This is a genomic window from Rubrivivax sp. JA1026 (genome assembly GCF_011065555.1).
Taxonomy (GTDB): Bacteria; Pseudomonadota; Gammaproteobacteria; order Burkholderiales; family Burkholderiaceae_C; genus Rubrivivax; species Rubrivivax benzoatilyticus.
This window is the reverse complement of sequence record NZ_JAALCQ010000002.1, coordinates 423,192-440,156: the sequence shown is the minus strand read 5'-3', so window position 1 is coordinate 440,156 and position 16,965 is coordinate 423,192. Positions and strand designations below refer to the sequence as shown.

10 protein-coding genes are annotated in these 16,965 nt (G+C 69.3%); 8 read left to right on the top strand and 2 right to left on the bottom strand.

The window, feature by feature from the left end:
- Nucleotides 1-8 precede the first annotated feature (8 nt).
- Nucleotides 9-227, top strand: coding sequence for an anaerobic ribonucleoside-triphosphate reductase (nrdD, locus tag G5B56_RS05710; RefSeq protein WP_009857323.1), 219 nt, complete (start codon nucleotides 9-11; stop codon nucleotides 225-227).
- Nucleotides 214-906 (top strand): anaerobic ribonucleoside-triphosphate reductase activating protein, encoded by a 693-nt coding sequence (locus G5B56_RS05705; RefSeq protein WP_164962581.1) that lies wholly within the window; start codon nucleotides 214-216, stop codon nucleotides 904-906. The genes nrdD and G5B56_RS05705 overlap by 14 nt, the downstream gene beginning before the upstream one ends.
- On the opposite strand, the gene G5B56_RS05700 is transcribed toward G5B56_RS05705, so the two are convergent.
- Nucleotides 907-2,202, bottom strand: a complete 1,296-nt coding sequence (locus G5B56_RS05700; RefSeq protein ID WP_240920667.1) for an iron-containing alcohol dehydrogenase — start codon at nucleotides 2,200-2,202, stop codon at nucleotides 907-909.
- Between the two features lie 73 nt (nucleotides 2,203-2,275).
- Between G5B56_RS05700 and G5B56_RS05695 the strand changes: the two genes are divergently transcribed.
- The 5 genes from G5B56_RS05695 to G5B56_RS05675 all read left to right on the top strand — a co-directional run bounded on the left by G5B56_RS05695 (nucleotide 2,276) and on the right by G5B56_RS05675 (nucleotide 8,814).
- Nucleotides 2,276-4,498, top strand: coding sequence for a dehydrogenase (locus G5B56_RS05695; RefSeq protein WP_164962579.1), 2,223 nt, complete (start codon nucleotides 2,276-2,278; stop codon nucleotides 4,496-4,498).
- A gap of 144 nt (nucleotides 4,499-4,642) precedes the next feature.
- Nucleotides 4,643-5,398, top strand: coding sequence for an endonuclease/exonuclease/phosphatase family protein (locus G5B56_RS05690; protein WP_009855637.1), 756 nt, complete (start codon nucleotides 4,643-4,645; stop codon nucleotides 5,396-5,398).
- Nucleotides 5,395-6,621: a cardiolipin synthase ClsB gene (gene clsB / locus G5B56_RS05685; RefSeq protein ID WP_164962578.1), complete on the top strand. Its 1,227-nt coding sequence runs from the start codon at nucleotides 5,395-5,397 to the stop codon at nucleotides 6,619-6,621. Before G5B56_RS05690 ends, clsB begins: the two co-directional genes overlap by 4 nt.
- A 248-nt stretch (nucleotides 6,622-6,869) precedes the next feature.
- Nucleotides 6,870-7,868, top strand: coding sequence for a cytochrome-c peroxidase (locus G5B56_RS05680; RefSeq protein WP_009855635.1), 999 nt, complete (start codon nucleotides 6,870-6,872; stop codon nucleotides 7,866-7,868).
- Between the two features lie 175 nt (nucleotides 7,869-8,043).
- A complete protein-coding gene (locus G5B56_RS05675) occupies nucleotides 8,044-8,814 on the top strand; it encodes an EAL domain-containing protein (protein ID WP_009855634.1) in 771 nt (256 codons plus the stop codon).
- Between the two features lie 3 nt (nucleotides 8,815-8,817).
- Here the strand turns inward: G5B56_RS05675 and G5B56_RS05670 are convergent, their stop codons facing one another.
- The gene (locus tag G5B56_RS05670) at nucleotides 8,818-10,809 is read right to left on the bottom strand and encodes a PAS domain-containing hybrid sensor histidine kinase/response regulator (RefSeq protein WP_164962577.1); all 1,992 of its coding nucleotides are present in this window, start codon (nucleotides 10,807-10,809) and stop codon (nucleotides 8,818-8,820) included.
- Between the two features lie 621 nt (nucleotides 10,810-11,430).
- Between G5B56_RS05670 and G5B56_RS05665 the strand changes: the two genes are divergently transcribed.
- Entirely contained in the window at nucleotides 11,431-16,965 is a 5,535-nt protein-coding gene (locus G5B56_RS05665) for a hypothetical protein (RefSeq protein ID WP_164962576.1), read from the top strand.

Here is a 16,965-nt window from a genome sequence, read left to right as displayed (position 1 = left end):
ACAGCCCCATGAGCCACAGCCAGACCCCCCTCGTCCACCCGCAGCTCGAAGAACACGAACGCACGCGCTGCGAAGTCTGGACGCGCGTGATGGGCTATCACCGTCCGATGGCCTCGTTCAACATCGGCAAGCAGGGCGAGTTCCTCGACCGCCGCTACTTCGACGAGCCGGGCCGCCCGTCCGCAACGGCCGACGTCACGGCCAGCGTCGAGTGTGGCTGCGCCTGAAGCCCTCGCCATCGGCGGCTTCCAGCCGCTGAGCACGACCGACTGGCCCGACCGCCTCGCGGCGGTCGTCTTCGTCCAGGGCTGCCCCTGGCGCTGCGTCTACTGCCACAACCCGGCGCTGCAGCCGCGTGACGGCGCCGCCGGCCCGGGCTGGGACGAGGTCGTCGCGACGCTGGCGCGCCGCCGCGGGCTGCTCGACGGCGTCGTCTTCAGCGGCGGCGAGCCGACGCTGGACCCGGCGCTGCCCGAGGCCGTGGCCACCGCGCGCGGCCTGGGTTTCGCCGTTGGCCTGCACAGCGCCGGCATCTATCCGCAGAAGCTCGCCGCGCTGCTGCCGCAGCTGGACTGGGTCGGCCTGGACCTGAAGACCGACCTCGCCGGCCACGACACGCTGACCGGCCGCCCGTGCAGCGGCGCGCCGGTGCACGAGGCGCTGGGCGCCGTCGTCGCCAGCGGCGTCGACCACGAGATCCGCACCACCTACCACCCGTCGCTGCAGAGCGACGAGACGCTGGCGAAGATGGCGGTGACGCTGAAGACCGCCGGCGCGAAGCGCTGGGTGCTGCAGCAGTGGCACCCGCGCGACGGCACGCCAGGGTTCGAGCAGCCCTGGCACTGGCCCGAGCCGGCGGTGCTGGCCTGGTTGCGCGAGCTCGGCCCCGAGCTCGCGCTGCGCTGATCAGGCCGGCGCTGCGGCCTTCTTGCGCGCGGCGGCCTTCTTCGCCGCCGGCTTGGCGGCTGTCTTGGCCGCCGTGCGCTTGCGCGCCGGCGCCTTGGCCGGCAGCAGCGAACGCAGGATCGCTTCACAGTCACCCGGCGTCATCACGCGCGGCACCGGGTAGTTGGCGTCGGCCTCGCGGCAGGCGGCCTGGGCGAGCTTGGGGATGTCGGCGGCCCGCAGCGCGTCGACCGTCGCCGGGATGCCGATGCGCCGGTTCAGCTCGGCCACCGCGTCGATGAACTTGTGCGCCAGCGTCGTGTCGCCGTCGTCGGGCGCACCGACGCCGGCGCGCCGCGCCAGCGCCGCCAGCCGCGGCTCGCAGTTCGGCGCCGAGAAGCGCAGAACCGCCGGCAGCACGATCGCGTTGGCCAGCCCGTGCGGCACGTGGTACAGACCGCCCAACTGGTGCGCGATCGCGTGCACGTTGCCGACGTTGGCACGGGTGAAGGCCAGCCCGGCGTAGGTCGAGGCCAGCGCCATGCGTTCGCGCGCGACGAGGTCACCACCGTCGGTGACGGCGCGCTCCAGCTGCTCGAAGACCATGCCGACCGCGGCCAGCGCCCAGCGGTCGGTGGTGTCGGTGCACCAGTCACCGATGTAGGCCTCGACGGCGTGCGTCAGCGCGTCCATGCCGGTGGCGGCGGTGATCGCCGGCGGCAGGCCGACCATCAGCGCCGGGTCCAGCGCTGCCATGCGCGGCACCAGCCGCGTGTCGGCGACGACCAGCTTGCGCGCGGCCTTCGGGTCGGAGATCACCGCGGCGACGGTGACCTCGCTGCCGGTGCCGGCGGTCGTCGGCACCGCGTACAGCGGCAGCGGCCCGTGCAGGCCCTTGAAGTAGCCGACCAGCGCCTTGGGCGGCTTGCCGTTGGCCACCGCCAGGCCGATGACCTTGGCCGCGTCCATCACCGAGCCGCCGCCGAAGGCGACGATGGCGTCGCAGCCCTCGTCGCGCAGCAGCGTGATGCCGGCTTCGACCAGCGGGATCGGCGCGTCGGGCTCGACGCGGTCGAAGACGACGACCTCGGTGCCCGCCGCGGCCAGCGCGGCGCGCAAGGGTTCGGCCAGGCCGAGCTTCATCACCGTCGCGTCGGTGACCAGCATGACCTTCCGATGGGTGAAATCCCCGATCGCCTGGCCGAGCTTGGCGCTGGCACCCGGCCCTACGATCAACAGGGGCTGCGGTATCGGCAGCCGCTTCGTCACCAGGCCTGCCGCCTGCTTCAGCTTGGGCAGCCCGACGGTGCGGGCCATGTCCCCGATCAAGTTGGCCATCTCGTCAACCCTCCACCATGCCCTTCCGGGTCCACTCTGGCGCGAACAACGTATGAAGAGCGTGATCGGCATCAGCCTCGGCGCAGCAGCGCAAGACTTCGAGCTGCGCACCACGCTGCTCGGCCAACCGTTGCGCGTGCGGCGCATCGGCACCGACGGCGACGAGACCGTCGCCGCACGCCGGCTGGCCTACTGGGACCGCCGCGCCGCCGCGATCGGCATCGGCGCCGGGCCAGACCCGCGCAGCGTCGGCGCCACGGTCGGCGGCGCCGAGCTCGCCGCCACGCTCAAGCACGCGCCGTGCACCACCGGCGCCCACCTCGCCGAAATCTATCTCGAATGGGCGCTGCGCCACGTGCAGGCCGATCTCGGGCGCTATTTCGACAACGCGCTGGTGCTGTTCTTCTCCGGCGTCGCCAACCGCAAGCTGGCCTCGGCGATGGCCGAGTTCACGCCCAACCTGTTCTTCGCCGACCCGCTGCTGCAGCTGGGCGTGCCCAAGCTGCTGACCTCGCTGGACGCGCTGTCGCTGTACGCCACCGGCTCGCACTACGTCGCCGGCTGGACGCCCAGGCGCCTGCCGAGCACGGCGCTGCTGGAGCGCTGGTCGGATCACGTGCTGCGCCAGGCGATGAAGAAGGCCACCGTCGTCGTCGCGCCGGTGCACGAGCTCGACCGTTTCGGCACCGAGGAGCTGGCCGGCAAGACCATCGTCACCGCGACCGTCAACGACGCGCGGCTGGAAGCCTTCCGCGAGAAGGGCGTGGCGATGATCGTCGACGCCTCGCCGGTGGTGCAGGGCCAGGTGCTCGGCCACGAGCTGCTCGACGCGATGATCCTCGCGGCCACCGGCAAGGCGCCGGGCACGCTGTACGACGACGACTACCTCGAGCTGATCCAGATGCTCGACGCGCGTCCGCGCGTGCTCTACCCCAACGGCTTCCAGCGCAAGAACCGCTTCGCCTTCGTCATCCACCCGCTGTCGCAGGAGTACTTCAAGAAGGTCAAGCCGATCGAGATGCTGTCCAAGGTCTCGCCGCCGCTCTTGATGGACTCGCTGGAGAAGGCGATGGCCTATGCGCCGCCCTTCGTCTACTCGAAGGTCGAGGGCATCAAGTCGCCGACCGGCGCCGAGGCCGAGGGCTGGCTGATCTCGGTGGGCGGCACGCCGCGCGAGATCATGAGCCACCCGCCGGAGTTCACCTACCGCCGACTGCTGGCCGCCGCCGAGATGGCGCGCAAGCTCGGCGCCCAGATCATGGGCCTGGGCGCGTTCACCAAGGTCGTCGGCGATGCCGGCGCGACGGTGGCGCGGCGCGCGACGCTGCCGATCACCACCGGCAACAGCTACAGCGCCTCGGGCGCGCTGTGGGCGGCGCACGACGCGCTGCTGCGGCTGCGGCTCATCGAGCCGCCCCAGGGCGACGAGCGCGTGAAGTTCAAGGCCATGGTCGTCGGCGCCACCGGCGCCATCGGCTCGGCCTGCGCGCGGCTCCTGGTGCGCGCCGCCGAGGAGGTGACGCTGGTCTCGCCGGAAACCGCCAAGCTGCTGGCGCTGCAGGAGTCCATCCTGCGCCAGACGCCCGACGCCAAGATCGTGCTCAGCGCCAAGGCCGACACGCACATCGCGGACATGGACATGATCGTCACCGCGACCTCGGGCGCCGGCAAGAAGGTGCTGGACATCATGAAGGTCAAGCCCGGCTGCGTGATCACCGACGTCGCGCGGCCGCTGGACCTGTCGCCCGAGGACGTGGCCAAGCGCCCCGACGTGCTGGTCATCGAGTCCGGCGAGATCCAGCTGCCCGGCCACGTGAAGATGAAGAACATCGGCCTGCCGCCCGGCGTGGCCTACGCCTGCCTGGCCGAGACCATCGTGCTGGCGCTGGAAGGCCGTTTCGAGAACTTCACCGTCGGCCGCGCGATCGAGTGGGAGAAGGTGCGCGAGATCTACAAGCTGGGCTTGAAACACGGCATGAAGCTGGCCGCGATCTCCGGCGTCAACGGCGTCATCACCGACCGCGACATCGCGCGTGTGCGCCGGCTGGCACTGGCGGCGCGCAAGCGCGAAGCCCAGGCGGACGCCCCGGCCGCCAAGCCCAGGCGCCGCGCCCGGGCCGCCGAGGCACCGCCGCCCTCGCCCTCGCCCGCGCCGGCGCCCAAGGGCAGCGCCAAGCCGCGCCGCGCGACGCCCGCCGCGGCCGCGCCGCAGCCGGCGGTCGAGGGCCTGGGCCGGCGCTCGCGCACGCGGGTCCGCACCGAGCCGGTCGGCTGACACGCCGCGGGCCGGCAGGCCCGGGGCCGGCACGCTGACCGGCAGCGCGGCGCGGCCGGCACCGTCGCCGCCCGGCGGCGTCTTCCTACAGGCGCACGGCGCCCGGCTGCCGACACTGGGGCAGCCCCGTTGCCGCTGCCCCTCATGAACCGTCCGCCGCCGATCCGCGTCCTGACCGTCAACACCCACAAGGGGTTCACCGCGCTGAACCGCCGCTTCGTGCTGGACGAGCTGCGCGACGCGGTGCGCGACGTCGACGCCGACCTCGTCTTCCTGCAGGAGGTTCACGGCACGCACTGTCGCCAGTCCGACCACGTCGCACGCTGGCCGCAGGCACCGCACTACGAGTTCATCGCCGACGCGCTGTGGCCGCAGTTCGCCTACGGCCGCAACGCCGTCTATCCGCACGGCGACCACGGCAACGCGCTGCTGTCCAAGTACCCGATCGTCGCCCACGCCAATCACGACGTCTCGGTCGACGGCCACGAGGCCCGCGGCCTGCTGCACTGCACGCTGCATCGGCCGGCCGACGGCATGCGCGTGCACGCGGTCTGCGTGCATCTGGGTCTGGCCGAGGCCCACCGCCGCCGCCAGCTGGAACAGCTGTGCGAGCTGGTGCGGCGCGAGGTGCCCGACGACGCGCCGCTGGTCGTCGCCGGCGACTTCAACGACTGGCGCGACCGCGCCCACCCGGTGCTCGAACGCGGCCTGGGGCTGAGCGAGGTCTTCGTGCAGGCGCACGGACGTTCGGCGCGCACCTTCCCGGCACGCTGGCCGCTGCTGCGCCTGGACCGCATCTACGTGCGCAACACACGCGGCCACCGGCCGCTGCCGCTGCCGCGCCGGCCCTGGGCGCATCTGTCGGACCACGCGCCGCTGGCTGCGGAGATCGCGCTGTGAGACGCCGCCCGCGCTGGACCGACGGCAACGCCGTCGAGCTGCTCGAAAACGGCGAGGCCTTCTTCCCCGCCGTCTTCGACGCCATCCGCAACGCCCGCCACGAGGTGCTGCTGGAGACCTTCATCCTGTTCGAGGACCAGGTCGGGCTGGCGCTGCACGCGGCGCTGCTGGAAGCCGCGCAGCGCGGCGTGCAGGTCGACGTGATGGTCGATGGCTACGGTTCGCCCGATCTGTCGGCGGAGTTCACCGGCTCGCTGCGCGCCGCCGGCGTGCGCCTGCGCAGCTTCGACCCGAGCTGGCGGCTGTTCGGGCGGCGCTTCAACGTGCTGCGCCGCATGCACCGCAAGATCGTCGTCGTCGACGGCGAGACGGCTTTCGTCGGCGGCATCAACTACTCGGCCGACCACCTGGCCGACTTCGGCCCGCAGGCCAAGCAGGACTTCGCGGTGCGTCTGCGCGGGCCGGTCGTCGAGACCATCCGCCGCTTCGCGATCGCGGCGATCCGCGGCGGCGCACGCGGCGAGCGCCCGGTGCCGCGGCCCCGGCTGCCGCCGCCACGCACCGAAGGCCCGGTGCGGGCGATGCTCGTCACGCGCGACAACCTGGAACACCGCGCCGACATCGAACGCCAGTACCGCGCCGCGCTGCGCGCCGCGCGCCACAGCGTGATCATCGCCAACGCCTACTTCTTCCCCGGCTGGCGCCTGCTGAAGGAGCTCCGCCGCGCGGCCCGGCGCGGCGTCGACGTGCGCCTGATCCTGCAGGGCACACCCGACATGCCGATCGTGAAGACCGCCGCCAGCCTGCTCTACGACCACCTGCTGCGCGACGGCGTGCACATCCACGAGTACTGCGACCGGCCGATGCACGGCAAGGTGGCGGTGGTCGACGACGACTGGGCGACCGTCGGCTCGAGCAACCTCGACCCGCTGAGCCTGGCGCTGAACCTGGAGGCCAACGTCGTGCTGCGCGACCGCGGCTTCGCCGCGCAGCTGCGCGAGCGGCTGCAGCACCTGATCCGCCACAGCTGCGAGGAGGTGCAGCCCGAGCCGGCGCCGCGCTGGCGGCTGTGGGTGCGCATGCGCAGCTACTTCGTGCTGCGTTTCGTGCAGCGCTTTCCGCTCTGGGCGCGGGGGCTGCCGGTGCATCGGCCGACGCTGCAACGGGTGGACACGCCGCCGAGCGATCCGCCCGGTGCTGCGGCGGTCCGCCCGTCACGCTGAGGGCGGCAGCCGGCAGATCCCGACCATCGCACTGCGGCAGTTGCCGCAGGGCCACAGCACGGGGTCGCTCTGCCCAGGGAACAGAAATTGCGATTTGTTCAATTCGTCCGAACTTGCGTTGTGTCAGATCGTGACCATCGCCCCAGGCATGGAATGCATCCGTCATCTGGACTGATTCCAGATCGCCCCGGTGCCCGATGGGCCGTCCCGGCCACCGGCAACAGATTCGGACGGATAGAGGAGATTCCATGAACATTCGTTGGACCCCGGTCGCCCTGGCTGCCGCCAGCGTCCTGGTCGTCGGCGCGGCCGTCGCGCAGAGCCAGGAGCCGATCCAGCCGATCGTGCCCCCGCAGCAGGTCAACCTGGGCATGGTCGAGCTCGGCAAGAAGCTCTACTTCGACCCGCGCCTGTCGAAGTCCGGCTTCATCTCGTGCAACTCGTGCCACAACCTGTCGATGGGCGGCACCGACAACATCCCGACCTCGATCGGCGACAAGTGGCAGCAAGGCCCGATCAACGCCCCGACGGTGCTGAACTCGAGCCTGAACGTCGCCCAGTTCTGGGACGGCCGTGCGGCCGACCTGCAGGCCCAGGCCGGCGGCCCGATCGCCAACCCGGGCGAGATGGCGTTCACGCACACGCTGGCGCTCGGCGTGCTGGAGTCGATCCCCGCCTACCAGCGTGAGTTCAAGCAGGTCTTCGGCAAGGACAAGATCGACATCGAGCAGGTCACGGCCGCGATCGCCGAGTTCGAGAAGACGCTGGTGACGCCGAACTCGCGTTTCGACCAGTGGCTGCTGGGCAAGAAGGACGCGCTGAACGCCGACGAGCTCGCCGGCTACAAGCTGTTCAAGGAAAGCGGCTGCGTCGGCTGCCACAACGGCCCGGCCGTCGGCGGCAACTCGTTCCAGAAGATGGGTGTCGTCGCGCCGTACAAGGCCAGCAGCCCCGCTGAAGGCCGCGTCGCGGTGACCGGCAAGGACGCCGACCGCTTCAACTTCAAGGTGCCGACGCTGCGCAACGTCGAGATGACCTACCCGTACTTCCACGACGGCGCCGCGAACACGCTGACCGAGGCCGTGGACATCATGGGCCGGCTGCAACTGGGCAAGAAGTTCACGCCCGACGAGAACGCCAAGATCGTCTCCTTCCTGAAGACGCTGACCGGCGACCAGCCGAGCTTCACGCTGCCGATCCTGCCGCCGTCGACCGACAAGACGCCGCGCCCGAGCCCGTTCAAGTAAACACCGGCCACGCCGGCGCCACCCGAGCCCCGCTGCCGCTCCGGCACGGGGCTTTTCTTTCGGTCTGACGGCTCGCCGGTGGCGGACTTCGCCGCGCTTATCGGCGGATCGAGGCCGCCGCCGGCGCCCGATACTCGGCTCGCCGGCCGACGGGGCCGCGCCCAGGAGATGCACGATGTCGGAAGCCGGCCATCCAGGCCACGGTGAGCGCTGCGCGATCTGTCGCGACGGGGAGGCCTTCGGCGCCCCGCTGGCTTTCGCGTACCAGCCGATCGTCGACGTGCCGGCCCGCAGCGTCTTCGCCCACGAAGCCCTGGTGCGCGGGCCGAACGGCGAGTCGGCGGCCAGCGTGCTGGCCCAGGTGGACGACCGCAACCGCTACGCCTTCGACCAGCGTTGCCGCCGCGACGCCATCGCGGGCGCGGCGCGCCTGGGCATGCGCGAGCGGCTGTCGATCAACTTCATGCCCAACGCGATCTACCGCCCGTCGGCCTGCATCCAGGCGACGCTGCGGGCCGCCCACGACTGCGGCTTCGCGCTGGACCGCATCATGTTCGAGATCACCGAGACCGAGCGCGTGCACGACGTCGGCCACCTGGTGGAGATCGTCACCGAGTACCGCCGGCTCGGTTTCCTGACCGCGCTCGACGACTTCGGCGCGGGCTACTCGGGCTTGAACCTGCTGGCCGCGTTCGAACCCGACATCGTCAAGCTGGACATGGACCTCAGCCGCGCGCTGGACCGCCGGCCGCGTTCACGCGCGATCGTGCGCTCGCTGGTGCGGCTGTGCGACGAACTGGGCATCACCGTCGTCGCCGAAGGCGTCGAGACCGCCGGCGAGCGTGACGCGCTGCTCGACGCGGGCATCACGCTGATGCAGGGCTGGCTGTTCGCGCGCCCGGCGTTCGACGCCCTGGCCACCCCCGCGCCCGGCGCCTGGGCCTGAAGGTCAGCGGCGCGCGGGCGCGCCCGGCACCGGGCCGGGCGTCAGGCGGGCGAGCACCGCCTCGAACAGCCGTGCCGGGTCCACCGGCTTGGTGATGAAGTCATCCATGCCGGCCGCCAGGCAGCGGCCACGGTCCTCGGCGAAGGCATTGGCCGTCAGCGCCACCACCGGCACGTCATGGCCACGCGGCAGCTGGCGCAGCCGCCGGGTGGCCTCCAGCCCGTCCAGGCCGGGCATCTGCATGTCCATCAGCACCAGGTCGTAGGACCGGCGCGCGACGCACTCCAGCGCCTGCAGGCCGTCTTCGGCGAGCTCGACGGCCAGGCCGGCTTCGGCCAGCAGGCAGCTGGTGACCTCGCGGTTCACCGCGTCGTCCTCGACCAGCAGCACGGTCCGGCCGGCGTGATGGCAGCGCAGCATCGCTTCGGCGTCCGCGACCGCCGCCACCGGCGCCGGTGCAGCGGCGGCACCGGGTGCACGCGACAGGCAGGCGGTGAACCAGAAGACGCTGCCCTCGCCCGGGAGGCTGCGCGCCCCCGCCTCGCCGCCCATGCGCCGGGCCAGACGCCGCGTCAGCGCCAGGCCGAGCCCGGTGCCGCCGTAGCGCCGGGTGATCGAGCCGTCGGCCTGCTCGAAGGCGTTGAACAGCCGCGGCAGCACGTCCGCCGGGATGCCGATGCCGGTGTCCTCGACCTCGAAGCGCAGCACCACGGCGTCGGGGGTCTCGGACTGCAGCGCCACGCGCAGCGTGACGCTGCCGGCGTCGGTGAACTTGATCGCGTTGGCGACGTAGTTGGTCAGCGCCTGGCGCAGGCGCGTCGGGTCGCCGAGCAGCGGGCCGGGCAGCGGCGCAAGCTCGGTGCGCAGTTCCAGACGCTTGGCGCGGGCGCCGTCGGCGAGCATCGCGGCGACGTCGGCGACGACATCGGCGGCCTGCAGCGGCACGTGGTCGAGCGCCAGCATGTCGGCCTCGATCTTGGACAGGTCCAGCAGCGTGCTGATGGTGTCCAGCAGGTGCGCGCCGGCGGCGTCGATGCGCGCCAGCCGTTCCGCCTGCTGCGGCGTCACGCCCGAGCGCCGGATCAGGTGCGCCATGCCGAGGATGGCGTTGAGCGGCGTGCGGATCTCGTGCGACATGTTCGCCAGGAAGGTGCTCTTGGCGAGGTTGGCCGCCTCGGCGGCCTCCTTGGCCTGGGCGAGTTCACGCGTGCGCTCGGCCACCAGGCGCTCCAGATGGCGCCGGTGGTGGGCGAGTTCGGCGTCGGCGTTCTGCTGGTCGGTGACGTCGACACAGTGGCCGATGTAGCCGACGAAGCGACCCAGGCTGTCGTGGCGCGGCGCGCCGTCGTCGCGCAGCCAGCGGTACTCGCCGTCGGCACGGCGCAGGCGGTAGACCATGCGAAAGCTTTCGCGCCGGTCGAAGGCCTGCTCGTAGCGGCGCACCACCCAGTCGCGGTCGTCGGCGTGCACACCCTCGAGCCACCCGGCCCCCGTCTCCTGCGCCGTCGTGCGTCCGGTGAAACGCAGCCAGACGTCGTTGAAGTAGGTGCAGCGCTTGTCGAGTTCGGCCGTCCAGATCAAGGCCGAGCCGCCGTTGGCGACGTTGCGGAAGTGCTGTTCGCTCTCGCGCAGCGCGGCCTGGGCTTCGTGCTGTGCCAGGCGGGCGCCGACGTGCGAGGCCACCGCCCGCAGCAGCCGGCAGGCTTCCCCGGCGCAGACCGAAGCCGCCGCCTCGATGCCGGCCGAACCGTGGAACTGCACGCCGATGCAGCCGACCGCGACACCGGCGCGCTGGATCTCGGCGGCGTGGGCGTCAGGCCGGTCGAGATGGCCGCGGCTGGCGTAGCGCACACCGTCCACCTCGACGCAGGCGCTGACGCCCGGCGGGCCACCCCAGACGGCGGCCAGCCGATCGGCGAGCGACGGCCATTGCGCCGATGGCGCACGACCGTCGTCCTCGGTGATCCGGAAGACGTCGTAAAGGCAGTCGAGCACGCGGGCAGCCGAGGAGGCCGAGGGCCCGTCGGGCGGGCCGGCTTGTGCGGGCGCCGGCGTGGTCGATGCGGGAGCGGCCGACAACAGCCCGCAGCCGGGACCGGCGCTCACGCCTTCGAGGCCGGACGGCGCTGTCATCGGGCGCCCATCGCGCGACGCGCAGACGGAAACATGCCACACGCGGCGACGCGGGCGCTGGGCCCGGCGCGGCGCCTCGACACGACTGCGCGGCCAGGGCGGCTCGACGCGGCACGGCATCCCGGGAACTTCGGCTTCATCACCTTCGACCCAGCCCGACCAGCGCACAACGTAGCACGCCACGCCGGACTCGCCGGGCTTTCCGCCTGAAGGGGTGGGATATGGAGCGCCCGCACTTCACGCCAAGTGGGGACGCGCTCGTGCCGCGCCGTGACGCCACCGGGGAGGGCGTGTGTTCGCGAGCGCCGCAAACGACGAAGCCCGCACGAGGCGGGCTTCTGAATTTATGAGCCCAACCAAGTTATCAGACACCATTGGTGTTTAGATGTTGACCATAAAGACCTTTGTCTTTGTGAATCAATGACTTAGAAGGACTCCGACGGGAATTTTGGGTCGCGCGTTGACATCGCATCGGGGTAAGCTATGGGCGCGATGCCCGATACAGACCACGCAACGCCGGCCAACGTCGATCTGCCTGCCCTGACCGTTGGTCTGGATGGTCACACACGACTCGCCGAACTACGCCACCTCGCCGCGTCGGGCGGCGCGGCGACGGCGTTTCGAAGACTGGAAGCGCTCGCGGGCTATACGCAACAGCAGGCGAGAACCGCGAAATATGTAGGCACCCACTTACATTTCATCACTCGCCCAGAGATCATAAGCATCCTCGAAGCTTGGGCCGCCAACAGCGACTACGCACGTGAGTTACTGAAGCTGTCAGCCTGCCTCGGTAGCCGAGCAGAAATCATTCGCACGCTTCGACCCGTTGACGAGGCTGAACGAGTCTCGAGAGCACTTCGCGGCACGATTGCCGACGAGCCGCTGAACGCCCTGATTGCGGAGCGCCGGGCGCTCGTACCAGACGACGCCCTTGCCCACTGGATTCAGCAGCTTCGCGTGTTCTGCCTTCTGCGCGGGCTTGAGTTGTTGCAGGTCGGATCCAGAAAGGATCGCAACCTGACGGAGGTCTGCAACGCGACACGCAAGGCTTGCGAACAGGATTCCAGCGCACAGTTGAAATGGATTCGCTTGGTGGCATCGCCGTCACTCCACCTCGCAGACTTTGAGGCGGACTTAGTTCACCGATGCGACATGGCAAGAGCCAGGCATCTCTTGGAGGAGGGAGAACCCCCCTCCAAATCCGCCCAGGAGTTCCTTCGCGCTGTGCGCCGGCTCGCAGTCGGGGGGGCTTGGTGGGATCCAAGGTCAATCCAGGACAAGCCAACACTGCCGCCCCTTCCGATCCCCGAAGCGACGACATCCACAGTCGGAGCACCACTGATTCCTCTTCCGGAGGGGCCGCTCGACGAGCCCGCCGATGACGTCGTCACGACGCCAGTTGCGGACGACCACGACTCCCGCGTCATTCGCCAGAGGGTCAAACCAGGTACGACCCAGTTCCAGATCCGAAAACATGGGCGCGAGATCCTGCTGACTGGCATCGAACAGCATCTCCATCTCGCGACCAGCTGGCACCAACTCAGCAAGGATGAGAACGACGCGCTGGCGAGAAGGATTCAGGATCTATTGGGGAGCGAGAGTGCCGTCGATCGGATGGGCGCAGCATTGACCCTCGTGGCCTGGATATCAGCGCGCGGCATGTTCGACGTCGAGACGCTTCGCATCGGCACCGACTTCGACGGCGACTGGGCCCTGGATTCGGCGACCGGGATCCTGCGCAGACGTCCCCCGCGCTTTCTCCGGGGCGTTCACGCGGGCTCACTTGCCCCAGAGGCCCAGCAGTGGTTACACCCGCTCACCGACCACCTCGAGGTTGCCCTGTGCGACAAGGCCACCACGGTGCTACGGGGCCACGCCCCGGAAACGGAACAGCCCGAGACCGTCCAGGAACTCTGGCAGACGGTGAGTCCCAACCTACCGCTGGACAAGTGGTTCTGCGACATCCTCGCCAACACTCCGGAACTGCGCCGACTGTCAGGCCCGGTGATCGCGACTGCACTGGCTTCGAGAGTCTTCCATCACACGGAGGACAGCACCCTATCGCAGCTGCTGGCTGCCCAAAGTCGCACCGCACTTCCCGCGGCGAGCGCGTACAACGCGTACCGCTTGCAGGAAGTTCACAAAGCGCTGCTTGCAGCTTGCCCGCCGTCCCTCTGCTCCATAACACCACGGACAGCTGACCTAGCAGCCACGGAGAACGCAGCCGGCAGCGAACTGGACTTCGACCTTGCACGCGTCGCGCAAGCCATCGAAGAACTCATGTCCCTGTATGAGGCGACAGCGCGCAACCCACAGCGGTGGGTTGACGCCCACAACCTGCTGACCTCGCTCGTCACTCTCTCGCTACTCGGGAGCACCGGCGCACGGCCGGTGAACTCTCCGTTCGAAACACTGAGCTGGTTCGACTTCAAGCGGCAACTGGTCTACGTAGAGGACAAGCGGGCTGGTCCGACGACGGGAGCGCGCATCGGTGTCCTGGCTAAAGCAGCCGCAGCCCTGCTGCAGGACTGCTACCTCACCCACCTTGCGTCGCTCGCCATGCTGTTGGCTCCAACATGTCCGGCTATGGCAGAGGCAATCCGACGGTTGCTGGACAGCGACCCGGAGCAGGATCAACGGCTGCCTCTCCTCTTCTACCTGCGCGATGGGCCGGACTTCGGCTGGATCGAGGTGACAGAGACCCAGCTCAGCGCCCACTGCGGCAGCGCATGGCCGGTCCCATGGAACATGTTCCGACATGTGCTCGCCACCGGGCTCATCCGGCGCTCCGTGCATCCCGAGATCGTTGATGCCTTGCTCGCCCACGGAGACCGAGGCGCGGAGAGCCACGGCGATCACTCGTTGCGTGTTCCGCGCGAGGACATCGAGGCTGCACGACCGGCAGTGGAGAGCCTCCACCACGAACTCGGCTTCCGCCGTTCAATTCGCCGCCCTGCACTGCCGGAACACCTGCGCGGCGCTTATCCAGATCTGACTTCAGACGAACCACTTCGGTTCGGCAAGAAAGCGAGAGCCGCAGCCCGCGACAAACTGCACGCCGCTGCGCGCGAGCGTGCGATCCGAGACATCGAGCACGCTGTAGGCGGCCGCGCACCAGGGGAGTTGTCTTCTGCTGAGTGGCAGGCCATCGGCAACCGCATGCTGTTCATCAACTCCAACCCGCACCCGGCAGCCTCGCTCCGCTATGCGGTGTTCGAGGAGTGGCTCGAAGATACTTGGCACAAGAAGCGAGCTCTGGTGGCGGTGCAGCGGCGCTACTCCCCAGTAGCCCCGCCACGGCCGCTTTTCACACCCGATTTCATCGTCGCAGAGAGTGCGCTCGAGGCTGCTGCACAGGCCTTTCGGCAAGTGGCGTCGACCGTGGACCTCTTCGGCGACAGATCGCCAAGACCGATGCTGGCCGCAACGCTCGGAGCGATCGAACTCGTGCTGACCAGCCGTGTCGCTCATGTGCAGACACTACTGGACCTGGTTCACCTGCGTCGCAACATTCGACTAGTCCGATTCGGCAGGAAGTTCTGGCTGGAACGAGCCAACGCCGATATCTGGGAAGACGGTCGCCCGGTGATGCGGGTGCCGATGAGCGCCCGTGCTGCACGTTGGATAGCGCTGGCGTTGGCATCCCCTCGGCGGGAGGTCAAGGCTGTACCGATCCCAACTCTACTGCTGCCTTGGATTGACGCGCACGTGAAGTCCGCCACATCGCTGGAGGCCGTCTTCCGGAAGTTGTGCAGCCTGCGAGAGCAGGCCAATGCGTGGAACTGCACAGGTGTCGAGGCTGCACACCTTTCCGCACGCCGGGTCGTCACCGCACTGCCCCACCATGACTGGTATCGGCTCGCCCGCTCGGTCGCGCCGCAGTTGCCCGAACCAGCTCCAGCAACAAACGAATACGACGCTGAAGACAGCACCTTCGAGGCTCCGGTCGGAAGGCAACTCCCAACAGCGTCGTCAGGCGGCACGGCGCAGCGCTGCGCGACTCTGCTCGACGGCATCACCAAGGCCTTCGGAGAGAAGGCCGACCCTGCTGCCATCCTTGCTGAGATCCGCCGACTGACAGCCGACTCCGGTTTCCAGAAAGGTGACGGCCCCCAGGTTCTGGCTCACTTCGCCTGCTTTCTGCTGACCCGCAAGCGGCGCACGGGGAAAAAGGTTCGCCTGCGTCTGCAGACAGCCAGGCGTTACTGGTACTCGCTCGTCGCGCCATTTGTCGACTTGGCGCACGACCGCTTCCTGCCGGACGAAGACGAGGAGAGCATCCGCGAGTTCTACGCGGACATCGTCCAATGGTGGGACGCCCATCCGGAGCCTGAACGTACAGCCACCGACGACAGGACTCAGAGGCAGCCCGAGATCGAAACAGAGGAGGAACGCGAGGCAGCGCACCGACACGACGCCATGCGACGAACGGTGTCTCAGCTCAAGGACTTCCATGACTTCGCCGTCAAGGCCTATGGCATCGAGGAGGTCGACTGGTCCGGCGTCGAACTCGGCTCCAGGGTCGCCGTCGGGCGTCCCGCCCTGATCCTGCTATCGGAGGTCGATGCGGCCCTGAGCACCCTCGTCGGAGAACAGCCCCCATCTGAACTCGCCGACGAAAGGCTCGCCGCCGCGTTCGTCCTCATCGCGTGCGCGCGCTTTGGCCTGAGATTGAGCGAAGCCGTCGGGATGTACCGAGAGGACTGGCTGGACTGGAGCAGCGCCGTCGTCGTGCTGGTGCGGGCCAACGCCGTCCGCAGTCTGAAGACGAAGCACTCGCGACGGCAGGTCCCGTTAGTCGAAACGCTAACCGCACGCGAGCGAGACGTCGTGTCGGAAGTGCTACGCCGATGGGAACTGGGACACAAGGCCGACGCATCGGCGCCGCTGCTGCCCGGAGTCTGTCAGGCATCGTACGGGCCGATCAAGTCTGCAGTCGCGGAGCAACTGCTCAGGGTACTGAAGGCCGTGACGAGATCGTCTTCGGCCCGCATACACGGGCTTCGGCACTCCTATGCCTGTCGGCTGCTCGCGATGTTGGCCGGCCGTCCACTGGGACCCGGCCTCCCGGTCAGCGCGGAAGATTCCCGACATGCACGGCGTCTCCTGCTAGGACGCGACACACTGGACCGCCGGGCAACTTGGGCGATCGCGCGCGCCCTCGGTCACGCCACACCGGCGGTCAGTACGGCCTGTTATCTCCACGGCATCGAACTCTGGGCGGACGTCGACGACGATTCGTCCGCGTGGGACGGATGGGGAGTGCCGGGTGAGGCGTTCATCGACCTCGACCGTGTGGCTCCCGACCCGCACTATGGAGCCCAAATACCATTCGCGCCTTCTGAGCGTCAGCCTTCTGCTGCACTGCCCCTTCGTCGCCTGAGGTACCTCGCCCTTGTCCAGGCAGGCTACAGGCCCGCTCGCGCCCAAGTGACGGCCGGCCTGAATGCCCAGGAGCTCAATGAACTCGTCGGCATGCTCCGCCGACTTCCTGGGGATGGATGCGCCGCTGCCGACGCGCCGCCTGCGGCCTCCATCCTGAATTCGATCTCCTTCGGGCGCTGGAAGGCACTGGTTCGGCTCGTCAGTGCGCTTGGCGAAGCACGCGCTGTGACGCAGCGGCCGAATGAACCTCTGGGGGTCCCGATCGGACCGCGGCGTCACCTGGTTCTGCACCGCCAGCATCACTTCCAGGCAGCCGCGGACTTCATCAAGGCGCTCAACCTCGGGCCGCAGGATGTGCGCCTCGTCACCTCCACCGACCTGCACGCGGCCAAGCGGCGGTGGATCGAGGAGTGCGGACTGGATGGATACGCTTTGGCGGCGCGGTCCATGGGCAAAGACTTCCGCCTCGACCCCGCGCAATGGGGACAACCGCCCGAGCCGGTCACACACCGAGCCGTCCTCATTCCGCCCACCACGGATGCCAGTTGCATCGCCAGCACTCAAGAACTGCTGGTGCTCTGGGTCGTCACTCTCTCGGTCGCAGCCGGTTCGTCTAGCGCGGGCGACGCTTGA